The organism is Nonomuraea roseola (assembly GCF_039535395.1).
Classification (GTDB): Bacteria; Actinomycetota; Actinomycetes; order Streptosporangiales; family Streptosporangiaceae; genus Nonomuraea; species Nonomuraea roseola.
Genome location: NZ_BAAAXC010000015.1, coordinates 590,094 through 604,931, shown reverse-complemented (window position 1 = coordinate 604,931; position 14,838 = coordinate 590,094). Strand labels below are relative to the sequence as shown.

Here is a 14,838-nt window from a genome sequence, read left to right as displayed (position 1 = left end):
GCCTGGCGGCTGGTCACAGAGGGGAGTTTCACGCGATGGACGGGACGGCGGGCCTCAGACGGGGTCGCGCAGGATCGGGCAGGTCATGCAGTGCCCGCCGCCTCGACCCTTGCCCAGCTCGAAGCCCTCGATCTCGACGACGTCCACGCCGTGCTCGCGCAGCTTCCTGTTGGTGAACTCGTTCTTGTGGTAGCCCACCACGACACCAGGTTCCAGGGCGACGAAGTTGCTGCCGCTGTCCCACTGCTCCCTGGCCCGCTGGTAGTCGTCCCCGCCGGTGGGGATGATGTCGAGCTTGCCGATGCCGAGCGCGTCTTCGAAGGCGGCGGCCAGGCTCGGCTCGCGGTGCACGTCCACGGTGCCCTCCTTGTCGCCGGGCCGCAGCGAGTAGACCGCCGCGTTCTCCACCACGGGTGGGTATCCGGTGGCCTTGTCCACGTCCAGCAGGGTGAACACGGTGTCGAGGTGCATGTAGGAGCGGTGCGGAGGGATGTTGACCGCCAGCACCCTGGTGGCCGCCCCCGCGGCGAACAGCTCTCCGGCGAGGTGCTCGATCATGATGGGGCTGGTGCGCTCGCTGACGCCGATGGCGACGGCGCCCTTTCCGATGGGCATCATGTCGCCGCCCTCCAGCGAGGCACGGCCGAAGTCCTCCTCGTCGAAGGTGCCGTCGTCGCCCATGGGCGGATACCAGTAGGCGAAGCCGTCGTCAGCGAACATCGGATGGAAGTGGTAGATGATGCTCTGGTTGATCGTCTCCAGGCGGCGGGCGTGGTAGTAGAGCGGGTTGAGTGAGACCCCGCCGTACAGCCAGGCGGAAGGGTCGCGCTGGTAGAGCGAGTTCGGGAGCGGCGGCAGGATGAACGATCCGGTCGTGGCCATCGCGGTGACCAGGGATCGGGCGTCGAAGTTCTCGCGGCTGGCTCGGGCCTCCGCGACGAACTCCTCCTTGGTGAGCCCGCCGATCAGATGCTCGGCCAGTTTGTCCCCGCTCCATGACGCGAGCTCGGCGCGGACCTCGTCGACGAGTGACGGTCCCACCGTCAGATGGGTGACCGTCCGCTCGACCGCGTGCCTCTTGGCCTCGGGCGCGGCCTCCAGCGCCTCGGCGAGCAGTTGCTGGTGGTGGAACACCTCGATGCCGCGGCCGCGCATCATCTCCACGAACTCGTCGTGCTCGATCTGGGCGCGACGCACCCACAGCACGTCGTCGTAGAGCAGCTCGTCCTTGTTGGCAGGGGTGAGCCTCTTCAGGCTGAGATCGGGCCGGTGTACGATCACCTGCCGCAGCGTGCCCACCTCGGAGTGGACTCCGTACTTGGTACTCACGACGCCTCCCAGGCGGGTCGATCAGGAATGGAGATGGATGTCGCGCGCCCGCGCTACTGTTCGGCGACGGCCTGGACGTGGCGGACGGCCTCCCGCAGGTCGGCCTCCGCCTCCTCGGTCAGCGAGGTCTGGATGATCTCCCCGCCGAAGGGGGCGACCTCCACGATCACCTTGTCCGGCGTGCTCTGGGTGACCAGCAGGAACAGCGCGGCCCCGCCGGGCTGGAGCCGCTGCCCCAGATCCCGCATGAAGGCGTCGTTGACGCCGACGTCCGTCGCCGCCCCCGCGGCCGCGCCCGTCGCCGCTCCCACCGCCATCCCCAGCAGCGGCGCCAGGAACAGCATGCCGATCAGCCCGCCCCACAGGGTGCCCGCCGCCGCGCCGCCGCCGGTCGTGCTGTTGAGCTGGTGCAACTTGATCTTGCCGTCCGGCTTCTTCTCCGCCACCGCGGCGTCGGCCAGAATGATGAGCCTTTCGCGCTGCAACTCCAGCAGTCGGTCGCGCACCCGGGTCGCCGTGGCGACGTCCGGATAGGCGATGGCTATCAGATTGCTCATGGAATCCCCCGATTCCCGCTGTGTCGAAGCAGTGGCCCGTGAAGAGGACGGGAAAGCCAGATCTGCCCCGTAAAGGTCATGACGGCACATAGGCCATCGTTCCATCGCGTTCACCGCGCAGACGTAAAGGCAGTTCAATATCCAGACCTGCGACAGATTTCGCCAGATCTCGAGCTGATGGGCGGCGCCGCGGCGGCCTGGCGGACGGACCCCGCCTTCCGGGACGGCATTCTGAGCGCGACATACTTTGTAAAGGCCAGCCCTACGGGACAGGCTCGGCGGCCAGGCGCAGCAGGAGCAGGGCGACGTCGTCGCTGCGGCGGCCGACCCCCTCGACGTTCCTGATCAGGCTCTCCGCCAGCTCGTTCAGCGGCTGGTCGCCGTCGCTCGCGAGCCTGGCGCCAAGAGCCGCCAGGCCGTCGTCGATGTCGATGCCCGGCACCTCGATCAGGCCGTCGGTATAGAGCGCCAGGAGGCTGCCGACCTCCAGAGGCACGTTCGTGCACGGGTACTCCGTCTCGGGTTCGATACCGAGCAGGAGGCCCCCAGGGACGTGTATCACCTCGACGTCGCCGTTGGGATGCCGGACGAGAGGCTCGGGATGACCCGCTCGGGCGAGACGCGCCTCGCAGTGCCGGCGGTCGAGATGAACGTAGACACAACTGGCGAACAGGCCGGGATCGAGGTCGGTGAGCATCTGGTTCGTCCGGTACATCACCTCGCCGGGATCGGCGCCGGCCGCGGCGTAGGCGCGCACCGCCGTACGGATCTGGCCCATGAGGGCGGCGGCGGTGACGTTGTGCCCCTGGACGTCGCCGATGATGGCGGCGGCCGCGCCGTCGGGCAGGCGGATGAGGTCGTAGAAGTCGCCCCCGATGTCCATGCCCTCGGTGCCCGGCAGGTAGCGGGCCGCCGCGTCGAGCCCCGGTATGCGGGGAAGGGCGTGGGGGAGCAGGCCCTCCTGCAGGCCGCGAGCGAGCTCCGACTTGGCGTCGTACAGCCGGGCGCGCTCCATCGCCTGGGCGATCAGGCCGCCCAGCGAGGTCAGGACGGCTCGGTCCTCGACGGTGAAGGGGTGCGGCTCGCGGAAGGCGAGCACACACGTGCCGACGGGGCGGCCGGAGGCGATCAGGGGCAGCAGCGCCCATGCGGCCATGCCGTCGTCAGGGGCGACGGCGGACGGGTAGATCTGGTACAGCTCGTCATGCGATTCGAAGAAGTTGGGCACTCCGGTGACCATCGCCCGGATGCTCGGAGTGGGTGAGGTCAGGGTGAGCCGGCCGTACTGCTCGATGATGTGGGGCGGGAAACCCCGATGGCCGACGACGCGCAGCAGTCCCTCCTCGGCCGCCAGCAGAGCCACGGCCTGGGCGCCGAACGCGGGCATGATCTGGTCGGCGACCAGGGTCACCACATCCTGGACGCCGGCGGCCTGTGTCAGCGTGCTCGCCAGATGGAGGACGTGGTAGATGGCCCCCGTCCTGATGGGAAGCGCCACGTCGATCGGAAGCGTGCGGGCCGGAGCGGCCTCCGTCTCCACGGGAGCCGGGCTGATGCGTACGGTGATGCCGGAGATCGAGGGGTACAGGTCGAAGGCCAGCCACCGCTCCGGTGGGCACAGCGCCACGAACGAGGACGGCTGCTGGCTGATCATCGCTCTGCGGTAGCGGTCCTCGTACACCGGGTCGTCCAGCCACGGCAGCACGGTCCAGGGCTGGGCGCCGATCAGTCGCAGCGGTGACTCGCCGAGCAGGGCGGCTCCCCTGGGGCTGATGTAGGTGAGGCGGCCTTTGACGTCCAGCGTGCAGATCCCCTCGGGCAGGCGTGCCACCATCGCCCCGAGTACCTCCGCCGGATCGGTGAGGGGCACCGCCTCGTGCCAGCCGGTGCGCCGCCTCGACGGACTCTTCCTGGCCAGGACCTGCAGCTTCTCCGCCAGTTCGGCCGCGGCGGCGGTGAGGCGCTCACGCGTGTGGGCGGGCGGCGGAGGATAGGAGCCGGACCAGACGATGAACATCGCCCCGTAGTCGCCCGCGGGGGTGGACAGCGGGACCGCCGCGAGGGAGAACTCGTAGGGCAGGGCGACGGCGATCGTCGGGTAGCAGCGGACCATGTCCTCCTCGTTGCCCACCCACACCAGCCGCTTGTCCCGCAACGCGTCGGCCACGGGGATCGGCGCGGTCAGGCTCACCCGCTCCCACGGCTGGACGAACTCCCGCGGCAACCCCTCCATCATCGCCAGCTCCAGCACCTGGCCGTCGGGAGAGAGGCGGTAGATGGCGCCGGTATGGGCGCCGATCTCCTCCAGCATGTCGGTCAGGACCTTGTGCAGCGCGTCCTGGTCGTCTCCCTCATTCGAGGCAGAGATCGTCTCGCTGGGTGGGAACTGTCGCCCCAAAGCCACCACCTCATTCCAGGGTCCTACATATAGGACGTTACCCCGACTGACCTGGAACTTTGGTGACGAGCCCGGTGGATGGGCGCGCTTCAGCGGGGACGTGGCGCATGGCTGGTGCGATGGACGGCTGGGTCAACCCGTCCGCTGAGCGTTCCTCCGCGCGACGGCGTCCCAGGTGCTCTTCTGGAAGACGCCAACGGAGGGTCAAGCGAGATCGGTGGCGACCCGCGGATCGTCATGGCCCCGGACGTCGGCGCGGCGTCAGTATCGTTAGGGCGACTAACGCAAGTCGCTACGATCGACGGCATGAGCACTGGCGACATGCGGCACCTCGGCGATGATCCGGCCACTCCGGCACGGCTGAGGCAGATCCCGAGCAGGCTGCTGTCGATCGCGGCGGCGCAGGCCGACCGGTCGGTGAGCGCAGGGCTGGCCGCCGCCGACGCGCACAAGTGGCACTACGCCGTCCTGGCCGCCCTGGACGACTCCGGCCAGGCCAGCCAGGCCACGCTGAGCCGCCGCACCGGCATCTACCGCAGTGACCTGGTCTCGGTCATCAACGAACTGGCCGGACGTGGGCTGGTGCGACGCGAGCACGACCTGTCCGACCGCAGGCGCAACATCATCACCCTGACCGCGGAAGGGCGGGAGCAGTTGAGCCGGCTCGACCATCTCGTGTCGGCCCTCCAGGACGACGTGCTCGCCCCGCTGTCGTCGGCGGAACGGGAGCAGCTGGTCGGGCTGCTGACCCGGCTGGTCCAGCACCACGCCACGTAGGCGCGGTCGTGCGGGGAGGCCGCGGCGATCACGCCGGTCGCGCGCCGATGCGGAGGGCCTCCTTCGGGAACACGGGGTAGACGCGGGTGGTCACCCGATCGGGTCGAGCGATGGTGGGGTGGAGTGCTGGCCCGTGAGCTACCGAACCGAGAGGCCGGGCCGGCCTAGTTCCCTGCGTCGGCGGCCCCGGCCTTGAGCGCCGCCCCCTTGGCGGCGAGGGCGTCGGCGAGCTCCTGGCCCTGCGCGAGCGCGTGGGCTCGCGCCTGCTCGATCATCGCTCGGGTGTCGGCCTTGCCCGGCGTGGCGGCGGCGAGGCGCTCGGCCTCGGCCGCCCTGACGGCCGACCGCTCGCAGGTCTCGCCCGCCGCGGTCACGGCCAGCTCCGCCTTCGACCGGGCTCGCTCGATGCGGGCGTCGACCAGCTCGCACAGCGTGTCGTGCGACATGTCGTTCCCCTTTTCGCTTCTCTGTGTGGGTGACGCCGAGGTCTGTGGATCGGCTGCCCCGAACCTCTGGCGTGACTCAGACAATGGCCGCCGCCGCTGACACCGCGCTGACACGGAGTCTCGGCGCCGGCGCCCCGGGCGGGGCGGCTCGTGCCCGGCGAGCGGTACAGATCGGATCTTGCGTGCGCTCGCGGGCGCGCGCCCTCGTCCTGGGTGGATCTGACGTCGGCAGGCTCCGTCGTGCTCAGCGCGCGAGCCGGGCGAGGAGCTCTCCGAGCTGCTCGGGCCGGGGGTTCGCGCCGGTCAGCACGGTGGCCAGCCGGTCGCCGGCGACCTGACCCGTTTCGATCGCGGCCAGACCTGCCGCGCCCGCGGGCTCGAGGAGCACTCCCAGCGTCCGCGCCGCTCGCTCCATGGCGGCGGCGATGGCCTCGTCGGTCACCAGCACCATCTCGTCGACGAGTTCGCGCGCCCGCTGCACGGACTCCTCGATGGGGAGGCACACCGAGATCCCTTCGGCGAAGGTGTCGGCCCGCTCGATGGCGACCGCGTGCCCTGCCTCCAGGCTGCGCAGCATCGAGGGCGCGCCCGCGGCGTTGACGCCCACGACGCGGGTGGCGGAGGAGTGCGCCTTGATCCAGCGCGCCACGCCGCTGATGAGGGCGCCGTCTCCGACGGGGAGCACGATGGCGTCGAACGCCTGGCCCGCGGCCAGCTCCACGCCGATGGTGCCCGCTCCCTCCGCGATCGCCGGATGGAGGCCGTCCCTGAGGAAGACGACGTCGGGATGCTCGGCGGCGTAGGCGGCCGCGGCGGCGCGGGCGGCCGAGCCGTCCGCGCCGGCCGGGCTGACGCGGGCGCCGAAGGCCTCCATCCTGGCCTGCTTGCCTGGATTGATCGTCCGAGGGACGAACACCTGGACCCGCATGCCGCGAGCCCGCCCCGCGTAGGCGACGGCCTGCCCGAAGTTCCCCGAGGACGCGCAGACCACCCGGGTGCCGGGGTCGAGGGTGCTCAGCGCGAAGTCGGCGCCTCTGCCCTTGAAGCTGCGTATGGGGTTGGCGGTCTCCAGTTTCACCGTGACGGTGCGGTCCAGTATCTCGTCGACGTACTGCGGGGTGTCGAGGAACTGCGGGTCGATCACCCGCGAGGCCTTCTCGATCCGAGCCAGGTCGAGATCCATGGTGGTCGCCTTTCGCCAGGGGTTTCGTGTCAGACGCTAGGCGAACGGGTGATCGATGCGATTGAGATTTTTCGCGTCCAGGCGCAATAATTTTGCATGGACGAGATCGACCACCGCCTGCTGGGTCTTCTGCAGGACGACGCCGGCCGTACCTTGTTCGAGCTCGGGGAGCTGGTCGGCCTCTCTCCGAGCGCCGTGCAGCGTCGTATCGCCCGATACCGCGCCGACGGGGTGCTGCTCAAGGAGGTCGCCGTCCTGGATCCTCGGCGTCTCGGTCCCGTGGTCCTGGCCACCGTCCTGGTGACGCTGGTTCACGAGACGTTCGAGCACCACCGCGCCTTCGCCGACAGGATGCGGGAGACGCCGCAGGTGCAGCAGTGCTACAACGTCGCGGGCCCGTGGGACTACGTCGTCATCCTGGCGGCTCCGAGCATCCTCGAGTGCGGGATGCTCGGGAACCGGCTGTTCAAGAGCGACGACAACGTCCAGCGCTACGAGACGCTGGTCGTGTTCGACACGGTGAAGACCGGCCTCGCGATCCCGTTCTCCGTGTGAGCGCCGGTCGTGGCGCCGCTTCCCTACGGCAGCGCCATCATGCGGGACTCGGCGGAGTGCTGCACCAGTGTGACGAGCACGTCCCTGGTCGAGTTGCGCTTGCGTGCGTCGCACATGACGATCGGGATCGAGGGCTTGAGCTGGAGCGCCAGCCGTACCTCGTCGAGATCGTAGGTGGGCGCGCCTTCGAAGGCGTTGACCGCGACCACGAACGGCGTTCCGCGCCGTTCGAAGTAGTCGATCGAGTGGAAGCAGTCGGCCAGGCGCCGGGTGTCGGCGAGGACGACAGCACCGAGGGAGCCCTTGGCCAGTTCGTCCCAGACGAACCAGAACCGCTCCTGGCCCGGTGTGCCGAACAGGTAGAGCACGTAGTCCTGGCCGAGAGTGATGCGTCCGAAGTCCATCGCGACGGTGGTCGTGCCCTTGGCGGCCACTCCTGAGATGTCGTCGACGCCGACGCTGCGGTCGGTGAGGATCTCCTCGGTTCGCAGCGGCCTGATCTCGGACACGGCGCCGACCATGGTGGTCTTGCCCGCGCCGAAGCCGCCCGCGACGACGATTTTGATAGCAGTGGGCAGTCGTAGGTGGTTAGAGCGATCGAAGGCCATCGAGCACCGCCTTGTACATGTTCATGTCGGCCATGTCCGCCTCGAATTGCGGTTCTCGTGCGGAGATGAGATTGCGGTCGTAGAGGTCTGCCAGCAGCACGCGGATGATGCCGACGGGGAGATTCAGATCGGCGGCGAGCTCGGCGACGGATCTGGGCGCCCGGCAGAGCCGCAGGATCGACAGGTGTTCGGGGTCGAGCCCTGTCTCGGTTTCGGGCGGTGTCTCCACCGTGAGCGCCATGGAGATCAGGTCGAACTTACCGTTGGCGGGTCGCGCCCGCCCACGTGTCACCACATAGGGCCGGATGATCTCCGGTTCGACCCATCCGTCACCTGAGAGTTCGTTCACTGTTGGCTCCGGGCGTGCATCTCTGCAGTGCGGGCGTCTGAAGTGAGGTAGTGGCCGACACGAGTGACGAGCGTGGCCATCTCGAAGACCACCAGGCCGATGTCGGCCTCGTGACCGCACAGTACGGCCAGGCAGGCCCCTTGCCCTGCCACGCTGACGATGAGGAACCCGGACTTCCACTCCACCACCGTCTGCCGGACCTTGCCGCCGCTGACGTGATCGGCGACGCCTCTGGCCAGGCTCTGCAGTCCGGCCGCCACGGCCGACAGATGCTCTCCGTCGGTGCGCTGCAGGTCTGCTGAGGATGCCATCAGCAGGCCGTCAGAGGAGAACACGATGGCGTGGTCGGTGTCGTTGACCCGATTGACCAGATCGTCGAGCAGCCAGTTCAGATCTGGGCTCGCACTGGATGTCACGCGTCGTCTCCAGACTGGTGGTCCTGTATGAGCTTCTCGGCCGCGGACCTGCCGCGCCGGTTACCGGACTGCAGGGACTGCATCATCGCGCGGATCTCTTCCGGCGAGCGCAGGTCGTCGTCCTGCTCATCCGGCGGCGGCCCGATGAGGCTGGGCGGTGTGGGCACGGCCTCCTCGCGCAGAGCGGGCACGAGGTTGGCCTGCGGCACCCTGAACGGCAGCCCCGACGGGGTGAACCCGGTGGGCGTCGACGCGGCGGGCGCGGCTTCCTCGGCCGGTTCGCTGTCGGCGGCGGGCGGTGCCGTACGGTGTGGCAGCGCTGTGAGGCCGGCCTGGGGCGAGGCCGCACGGGCAGGCTGACGCGTGACTGTGGCGCGCGTGGCCGTCGCACGCGTGGCGGTGGCAGTCGTCTGCCTGATCGGCAGGCTCGTCCGAGGCTCGTCCTCGAGCGGCTGGACGGGGCCGGTTTCGACGAGCTCCTGGGGCAGCATCACGACGACGGTGGTTCCGCCGTAGGGGGAGGCCTTCAGCACGACCTGGATCTGGTGACGTGCGGCCAGGCGACTGACGACGTAGAGGCCCAGCCTCGCCGTGGCGCCGGTGATGCGGAACTCCGGCGGGTCGGCGATGCGCTCGTTGGCGGCGGCCAGGTCTTCCGGCTTCATGCCCAGACCGCGATCCTCGATCTCCACCACGTAGCCATTGGCCACGAGCTGCCCGCTGACCTGGACGTTGGTGTAGGGCGGGGAGAAGGAGACCGCGTTCTCGATCAGCTCGGCCAGCAGGTGGACGACGTCTCCGACGGCGCGGCCGACCAGGACGACATCGCCCATGGGCATGAGCGAGACGCGTGTGTAGTCCTCGACCTCGGCCAGCGCGCCGCGGACCACGTCGACCATGGGCACCGAGCGGCGCCAGGTACGCGCGGGAGAGGAGCCGGAGAGCACGATGAGGTTCTCCGCGTTGCGCCGCGTGCGGACGGCCAGGTGGTCCAGGCGGAAGAGGTCCTCCAGCTCCACGGGGTCGGTCTCGCGCCGCTCCATCACGTCCAGCACGTTGAGCTGCCTTTGCACGAGGCCCTGGGTTCTGCGGGCCATGCTGATCAGGATGTCGCGGATGCTCTGCCGCAGCGCCGCCTGCTCGGCGGCGATCCGGATGGCGGTCTCCTGCACGGTGTTGAACGCCTGACCGACCTGCCCGATCTCGCCGGTGCCGAACTGCAGCGGCGGCGCCTCGACGGCGACGTCGACCCGCTCGCCGTTGCCGATGCGCTCGACCACCCGAGGCAGCCGTTCGTCAGAGAGCTCGTGCGCCGCGTCGCGCAGTTTCTGCAGCTGGGCGAAGAGGGCCCGAGCGGTGGTGATGGACAGGACGATCGACGCGACGACGGCGATGAGGCCAAGACCTCCTGCCAGGGCCAGCCGCACGACGACGCCCACGGCGACGGGCGTCGCGCGCTCCACGACACGGTCGCCCGCGCCGAGCACCATGCCGTTGAAGTCGGCCAGGGCCTGCTCGGTCGTGGACCTCCACTGCTCGGCGCTGAAAGGAATGGTCTCGACGACACTTCCCTGCCGCGCGAGAAGAGTCTCGAGGTCGTGCAGCCGGGTGAACGACCTGCCCTTGATCAGCTTGTCGTAGGCCGCTCGATCGGCATCGGGCAGCTCCGATGCGGCTTGCTCGGCGACGATGTGCCAGGCGCCCACCGTCTTGGTGAACTGCTCGTGCTCCTGTGCGTCCAGCCGTCCTTCGGCCAGCGCTCCGGCCAGCAGAGCGTCCTCTCTGGCGAGGATCTCTCGAGCGTTGCTGAGCGCCATGAGGGTGCGGGCGTCCCCGGCGAGGGTCTTGTCGTCGAGGGTCGCCATCGCGCCGTACATCCGATAGAAGGAGTCGATGACGCCGGCGTACGCCGCGCTCGCCTCGATGCGGGTCACGCGTCCGGCGTCGACGGCCTGCCGGACGCTCGCGAGGTCGTCGAGCTTGGCGAACATGGTGGCCAGTCGTCTCTCGCCCACGTCATCGGCCGCCCACTCGACGATTCCCGCGCGGGCTGACGTCTCGAAGTCGGCTTTGGCGCGATTGGCGCGCTGTCGCTGATCCTGCAGCTCCTTGCGGGAGCGGGGGGACCGCTCACCCAGCTGGATCATCGATGCCCTGCGTTCACGCTGGAGCTCGACCAGGAGCGGCTCGCTCGGCCCGACCACGCTGCTGTCGAGCTGGGCGACCCAGAGAAGGTTGACGCCCTCGCGCAGGGTGACCCAGGCGGCGAAGGACCACAGAGCCGCCAGGGAGAGGAGCAAAGCCGTGACTTTGGTCCGCAGACGTGTATTGCGGAGGCGCATGGTACCTACTCTGCGAAGTCATGTGAGGGGCTGACTGCCGGGAGACAGCGGCATAACGGCGCCGACGACCCGGGCACCCTAGCAAAGAATCGTGATCTTGATCAAGCAGTGTTTTCCGCCTGGTTTTTCTTTTTGTCAACCAAGATCGTTAATGGGTATGGTCGGCTCGTGAGCGGACCTGACCCTGAGGCTTATTTCGAGATCCGTAACGACCTGGCAGACGGCTTGCTCAAGGGGTCGCACCAACTCGCGGGTGTGCCCGAGACGGATCGGGCGACCGTCCTGCGCGCGGCACTGGATGCCGTGCCCGAGGCGTCCGCGATGCTGCGTCCTTTTCCTGTGCTGTTCGCCGACGGCGGGAGCTCGGCCAGCAGGCTGGCCTTCAGCTGCCTGTCGGCCGCCGCCACGTTTCCGCGCGCGACCCGTGGCCGGCTGGCCGAGCTCGGAGCGTTGACCACGATCCTGTTCGGCGTCGACGACATCGCCGACAGCATCGCCGGCCAGTGGTCCGAGCGGGAGGTCGCGGCGTTCTTCGCGCAGTTCCCCGCGATCCTGTCCGGCACCGCCGAAGCGGATCCGTCCGGGGAGCCTGTCGGGCAGGTGCTGGCCGCGTGGACCCTGTGGTGCGCCCGCTTCCACACATATGCGGGTGCCGCGGTCCACTCGCCGAACCTGGCACGGCAGATGGAGATCGCTTTCACGGCCATGGCGCACGAGCGCGCCTGGACGACGGGGGTCGAGCCGTGGCCGTCCTATGACGGCTATCTCGCGAACGGGATGCTCACCATCCTCTACCACACCTGGTGGGCGGCGGCCCTGGCCATGTGCGGACCCTCCCCGGCCGTCGCGGCGCACTGGCCGATGATCGAGCCCATGACGCATCTGGGCGCATCGTCCCTGCGGCTGGCCAACGACATCCGGTCGTTCGAACGCGAGAAGAGCGAGGGCAAGCCCAACTCCATCAGCATCCTGCAGGCCTCAGGCGTCGGCGCGGCCGCTGCGGTACGGCGGGTCGCGGCCCACATCGACGAGATCAACGCGGCTTTCCGCGGCGAGGTCGCCCAGGTGGGCGGTGAACTGGCGGAGATCGCGGAAGGGCAGCTCAGGAGCGTCTCCTTCAACGGCCGCTGGTACATGGCCAGGGACACCCACGCCTACACCGTGCAGGAACTGGCAGGCGAGGCCGACCTCCACCAGGGCTAGAGGTCCAAGGAACAAGCCCTGGCCGACCCGACTGTCTTGCTTCCAGTGGGCTGGGTTCTGTACCTGCCCAACGCCCGCTTCGACACCAGCCCGACCCCCACCACCCCGTACACCGCCGTCGCCGTCCCCCGCCCCTGAGCGGCGGTCATGGGCTTCCGGTAGCGATCAACGGCGGTCAGGCCGATGCTCACCTGGACACCTCCGACATGCCTGTCGACGCGCGCGGCAAGCGAGCCCCGCCGGCCGTCTTGGCGGGGCCACACGCTCACGCCCGGCGGCCCGACTTGAGCTCGAGTCTTAGCATGAGCTTCTCCTTGGGCCGCACTGACGCTCCGGGCACCGGCGTCAGGCGCTGCGGGTTGGTCAGCGTCAGGTGATACCTGCTGAGCAGGTTGGCGATCACGAGCGGGGCCTCGAGGTAGAACAGGTGCTGGCCGAGGCAGACGTGCGGGCCGGCGCCGAAGGGGATGAAGGCGTAGCGATGCCGCCGCTCGTTCCGCTCCGGCGCCCAGCGCTCGGGGTCGAAGACGAGTGGTCGCTCCCAGAACTCCGCCAACCGGTGGGTGGTGTAGGGGCTGACCAGCACCTGCGAGCCCGCCTCGATCGGGACGCCACCGATCTCCGTGTCCGCCACCGTCTGGCGAGGGATGATCCACGCCGACGGGTAGACGCGCAACAGCTCCTGCAGGACCATGCGGAGGTAGCCGAGCCTGGGGACGTGCTCCGATCGGACCGGACCTTCCCCGACCACCTCGTCGACCTCCGCCTGCAGGCGGGCGTAGACGTCAGGATGATCATGCAGGACGGACCACAGCCAGGTCAGCGACATCGCGGTGGTCTCCGACGCGGCCCCGTAGATGCTGACCAGGTCGTCGCGGACCTGCTTGAGGTCGGCTTCACCGTCCTGCTGGATCCTGGCGCCGATCAGCGCAGAGACCACCTCCTTGGAGCCGGTGCCCTCGGCGCGCGCCTGCTCGATCAGGGGATAGACGATCTCGTCGATCTTCTTGGCGGCCGCGAGAAAGGCACGGTCCCCCGGCACCTTGATGGAGTAGGGCGCGAAGGGGAACAGCAGCCGGAAGGCGATCGAGGTCGCGCACGTGGCGAACTCCGGCGAGAGCCGCTCGGCGACGTCGCGGGAGATTCGCCCACCGAACAGCACCTTGATGACGGCCTGGTTGACGATCGTCGTCATCTGATAGCCGCCGTCGACGGGCTGGCCGCTCAGCGCGTACTTGTCCAGCTCCAGGATGCAGTCGGCGATGATGTCGGCCATGTCCTCGCCCAGCGAGGCGGTGTATCTCGCGGTGAACAGCGGCTGGAGGATCCTCCTGCTGGACTCCCAGCCCTCGCCCTCCCCGAGGATGCTCTGGCCGATCACCCGTTGGAGCGGCCGCCAGAACATTCCCTCGCGCACGAAGTTGGACCAGTCCGTCTTCAGTACCTGTTGGACGTGGTCGGGGTGGGAGACCAGGTACGGGCGGAAAGGACCGATGTCCAACCGGACGATCCGACCGTCGGTCTCGGTGCCTATCTTGGCCAGCTCGGTGACCGGATCCTTCACGAGCCGGGGGACGGCACGGTAGAAGGGAAGGACGCGCAGTCCAGAGGCAGCGGTGTCCGCGTCGAACGGCATGCGTCGATCCCCACTTCAAACGCCTCGGGCATCACATGCCCAAAGAGTCGCTCTTCCGACATATGTCACTCTTTGCGCGAAGTATCACATGATCATCCATATCTGATCAAGATGGTCACGCAAGTGTCCTTGCCGCGCTCCCGCGCCACGCATCCCGAGGGCCGGCCGGAAGGCGCGCCTGAGCCGGACGGGGGCGTGTGTGGTCGGTGCGGCCGTTCCCTGCCCGAGCTGCCGCGCCGCAGGCTCGGGCAGGGAACGGTCGCCGGTGGCGCGGCGGCCGCGCTTGGCGTACGGCTCGCCCATCGCCCACCGCTAATGATCTTCCCATGGACACGGAGTGCGGCGTCTCGCCGGCCTGTCTGACCTGCCTCACCGGGGCGCGGACCCGCGACCGCCGTCGCGGGGATCCTGCCGACCGCCACGACCGCTCTCCTGTCATGGCGGCCCTGACCCTCGGCGGGGGTCGGCATCCGCTTCGAGAAGGTCGGTGTGCCGGGGCCGGCCCGCGCTCCGCGTTCGTCCGCACCGTTGGCGGACAAACCTTTACAATGCGGCCGAACGTGATCTTTGCCTCCAAGTCAGAAAAGGGGACAGATGTCGATCCACAGGCGTACGGCGGGCGCGCTTCTCGTCGGAGCTCTCACCATCGTGGGACTGGGAGCGGGAACCACCGCGGCCTCGGCGGGCGCGAGCGGCGCCCCGTGCTCGGGCAAGAGCGGCCTGCACATCACGGCCAAGGGCGAGACCAGCGGAAAGGCCTGGGCGGATGTCCTCAACTGCGGCAGCACGGACCTCGTGACGCTCGACATCGCGTACGGGCCGGATCCGTTGTGCCGCGAGATCCGTCACGGAGTCAACGCGAGGATCACCGCCCCCACCGCCGTCGGCAGCGTCAGGAAGGCCAAGTACTGCTGATCGTCTGACGAGCGCGACCGGCGCGAGCCCGCACTCCCCGGTCGCCCGTTCTTTGACGGCTGACAGGATCTCGTCCGATCTCGATGTTCGGGCGGGATCCTGTCGTTTCCACCTGTGCGCCGAG

At 69.0% G+C, this 14,838-nt stretch carries 14 protein-coding genes; 4 read left to right on the top strand and 10 right to left on the bottom strand.

Going from position 1 to position 14,838, the window contains the following annotated elements:
* Positions 1 to 54: 54 nt before the first annotated feature.
* The 3 genes from ABFX55_RS25945 to ABFX55_RS25935 form a co-directional block, all read right to left on the bottom strand.
* Complete coding sequence (locus ABFX55_RS25945; RefSeq protein ID WP_346125134.1) at positions 55 to 1,329, bottom strand: arginine deiminase; 1,275 nt, start codon at positions 1,327 to 1,329, stop codon at positions 55 to 57.
* A gap of 53 nt (positions 1,330 to 1,382) precedes the next feature.
* On the bottom strand, positions 1,383 to 1,886 hold the full coding sequence (locus tag ABFX55_RS25940) for a DUF1269 domain-containing protein (protein ID WP_346125133.1): 504 nt from the start codon (positions 1,884 to 1,886) through the stop codon (positions 1,383 to 1,385).
* Positions 1,887 to 2,148: 262 nt separating this feature from the next.
* Positions 2,149 to 4,290 (bottom strand): SpoIIE family protein phosphatase, encoded by a 2,142-nt coding sequence (locus ABFX55_RS25935; RefSeq protein WP_379479093.1) that lies wholly within the window; start codon positions 4,288 to 4,290, stop codon positions 2,149 to 2,151.
* A gap of 300 nt (positions 4,291 to 4,590) precedes the next feature.
* Between ABFX55_RS25935 and ABFX55_RS25930 the strand changes: the two genes are divergently transcribed.
* The gene (locus tag ABFX55_RS25930; RefSeq protein WP_346125129.1) at positions 4,591 to 5,061 is read left to right on the top strand and encodes a MarR family winged helix-turn-helix transcriptional regulator; all 471 of its coding nucleotides are present in this window, start codon (positions 4,591 to 4,593) and stop codon (positions 5,059 to 5,061) included.
* Positions 5,062 to 5,225: 164 nt separating this feature from the next.
* On the opposite strand, the gene ABFX55_RS25925 is transcribed toward ABFX55_RS25930, so the two are convergent.
* Together ABFX55_RS25925 and ABFX55_RS25920 are read right to left on the bottom strand one after the other, a co-directional pair.
* The gene (locus ABFX55_RS25925; protein WP_346125127.1) at positions 5,226 to 5,507 is read right to left on the bottom strand and encodes a hypothetical protein; all 282 of its coding nucleotides are present in this window, start codon (positions 5,505 to 5,507) and stop codon (positions 5,226 to 5,228) included.
* Positions 5,508 to 5,751: 244 nt separating this feature from the next.
* Positions 5,752 to 6,690: a threonine ammonia-lyase gene (locus ABFX55_RS25920; protein ID WP_346125126.1), complete on the bottom strand. Its 939-nt coding sequence runs from the start codon at positions 6,688 to 6,690 to the stop codon at positions 5,752 to 5,754.
* A 96-nt stretch (positions 6,691 to 6,786) separates the two neighbouring features.
* On the opposite strand from ABFX55_RS25920, the gene ABFX55_RS25915 reads away from it, so the two are divergent.
* The gene (locus ABFX55_RS25915) at positions 6,787 to 7,245 is read left to right on the top strand and encodes an Lrp/AsnC family transcriptional regulator (RefSeq protein ID WP_346125124.1); all 459 of its coding nucleotides are present in this window, start codon (positions 6,787 to 6,789) and stop codon (positions 7,243 to 7,245) included.
* A 23-nt stretch (positions 7,246 to 7,268) separates the two neighbouring features.
* Here ABFX55_RS25915 and ABFX55_RS25910 read toward each other — a convergent pair whose 3' ends face one another.
* The 4 genes from ABFX55_RS25910 to ABFX55_RS25895 are packed head-to-tail and all read right to left on the bottom strand — an operon-like array spanning position 7,269 to position 10,918.
* Positions 7,269 to 7,853, bottom strand: coding sequence for a GTP-binding protein (locus ABFX55_RS25910; RefSeq protein WP_346125122.1), 585 nt, complete (start codon positions 7,851 to 7,853; stop codon positions 7,269 to 7,271).
* Positions 7,834 to 8,202, bottom strand: coding sequence for a DUF742 domain-containing protein (locus tag ABFX55_RS25905; RefSeq protein ID WP_346125120.1), 369 nt, complete (start codon positions 8,200 to 8,202; stop codon positions 7,834 to 7,836). Before ABFX55_RS25905 ends, ABFX55_RS25910 begins: the two co-directional genes overlap by 20 nt.
* Positions 8,199 to 8,618 carry a roadblock/LC7 domain-containing protein gene (locus tag ABFX55_RS25900; protein WP_346125118.1) on the bottom strand — a complete coding sequence of 140 codons (420 nt, stop codon included), beginning with the start codon at positions 8,616 to 8,618 and terminating at the stop codon, positions 8,199 to 8,201. Before ABFX55_RS25900 ends, ABFX55_RS25905 begins: the two co-directional genes overlap by 4 nt.
* Positions 8,615 to 10,918: a sensor histidine kinase gene (locus ABFX55_RS25895; RefSeq protein WP_346125116.1), complete on the bottom strand. Its 2,304-nt coding sequence runs from the start codon at positions 10,916 to 10,918 to the stop codon at positions 8,615 to 8,617. Before ABFX55_RS25895 ends, ABFX55_RS25900 begins: the two co-directional genes overlap by 4 nt.
* Before the next feature lie 210 nt (positions 10,919 to 11,128).
* Here ABFX55_RS25895 and ABFX55_RS25890 point away from each other — a divergent pair, with 210 nt between their 5' ends.
* Entirely contained in the window at positions 11,129 to 12,163 is a 1,035-nt protein-coding gene (locus ABFX55_RS25890) for a terpene synthase family protein (protein WP_346125114.1), read from the top strand.
* Between the two features lie 265 nt (positions 12,164 to 12,428).
* Here the strand turns inward: ABFX55_RS25890 and ABFX55_RS25885 are convergent, their stop codons facing one another.
* Complete coding sequence (locus tag ABFX55_RS25885; RefSeq protein WP_346125113.1) at positions 12,429 to 13,799, bottom strand: cytochrome P450; 1,371 nt, start codon at positions 13,797 to 13,799, stop codon at positions 12,429 to 12,431.
* A gap of 594 nt (positions 13,800 to 14,393) precedes the next feature.
* On the opposite strand from ABFX55_RS25885, the gene ABFX55_RS25880 reads away from it, so the two are divergent.
* Positions 14,394 to 14,714: a hypothetical protein gene (locus ABFX55_RS25880; RefSeq protein WP_346125111.1), complete on the top strand. Its 321-nt coding sequence runs from the start codon at positions 14,394 to 14,396 to the stop codon at positions 14,712 to 14,714.
* The last annotated feature ends 124 nt before the right edge of the window (positions 14,715 to 14,838 follow it).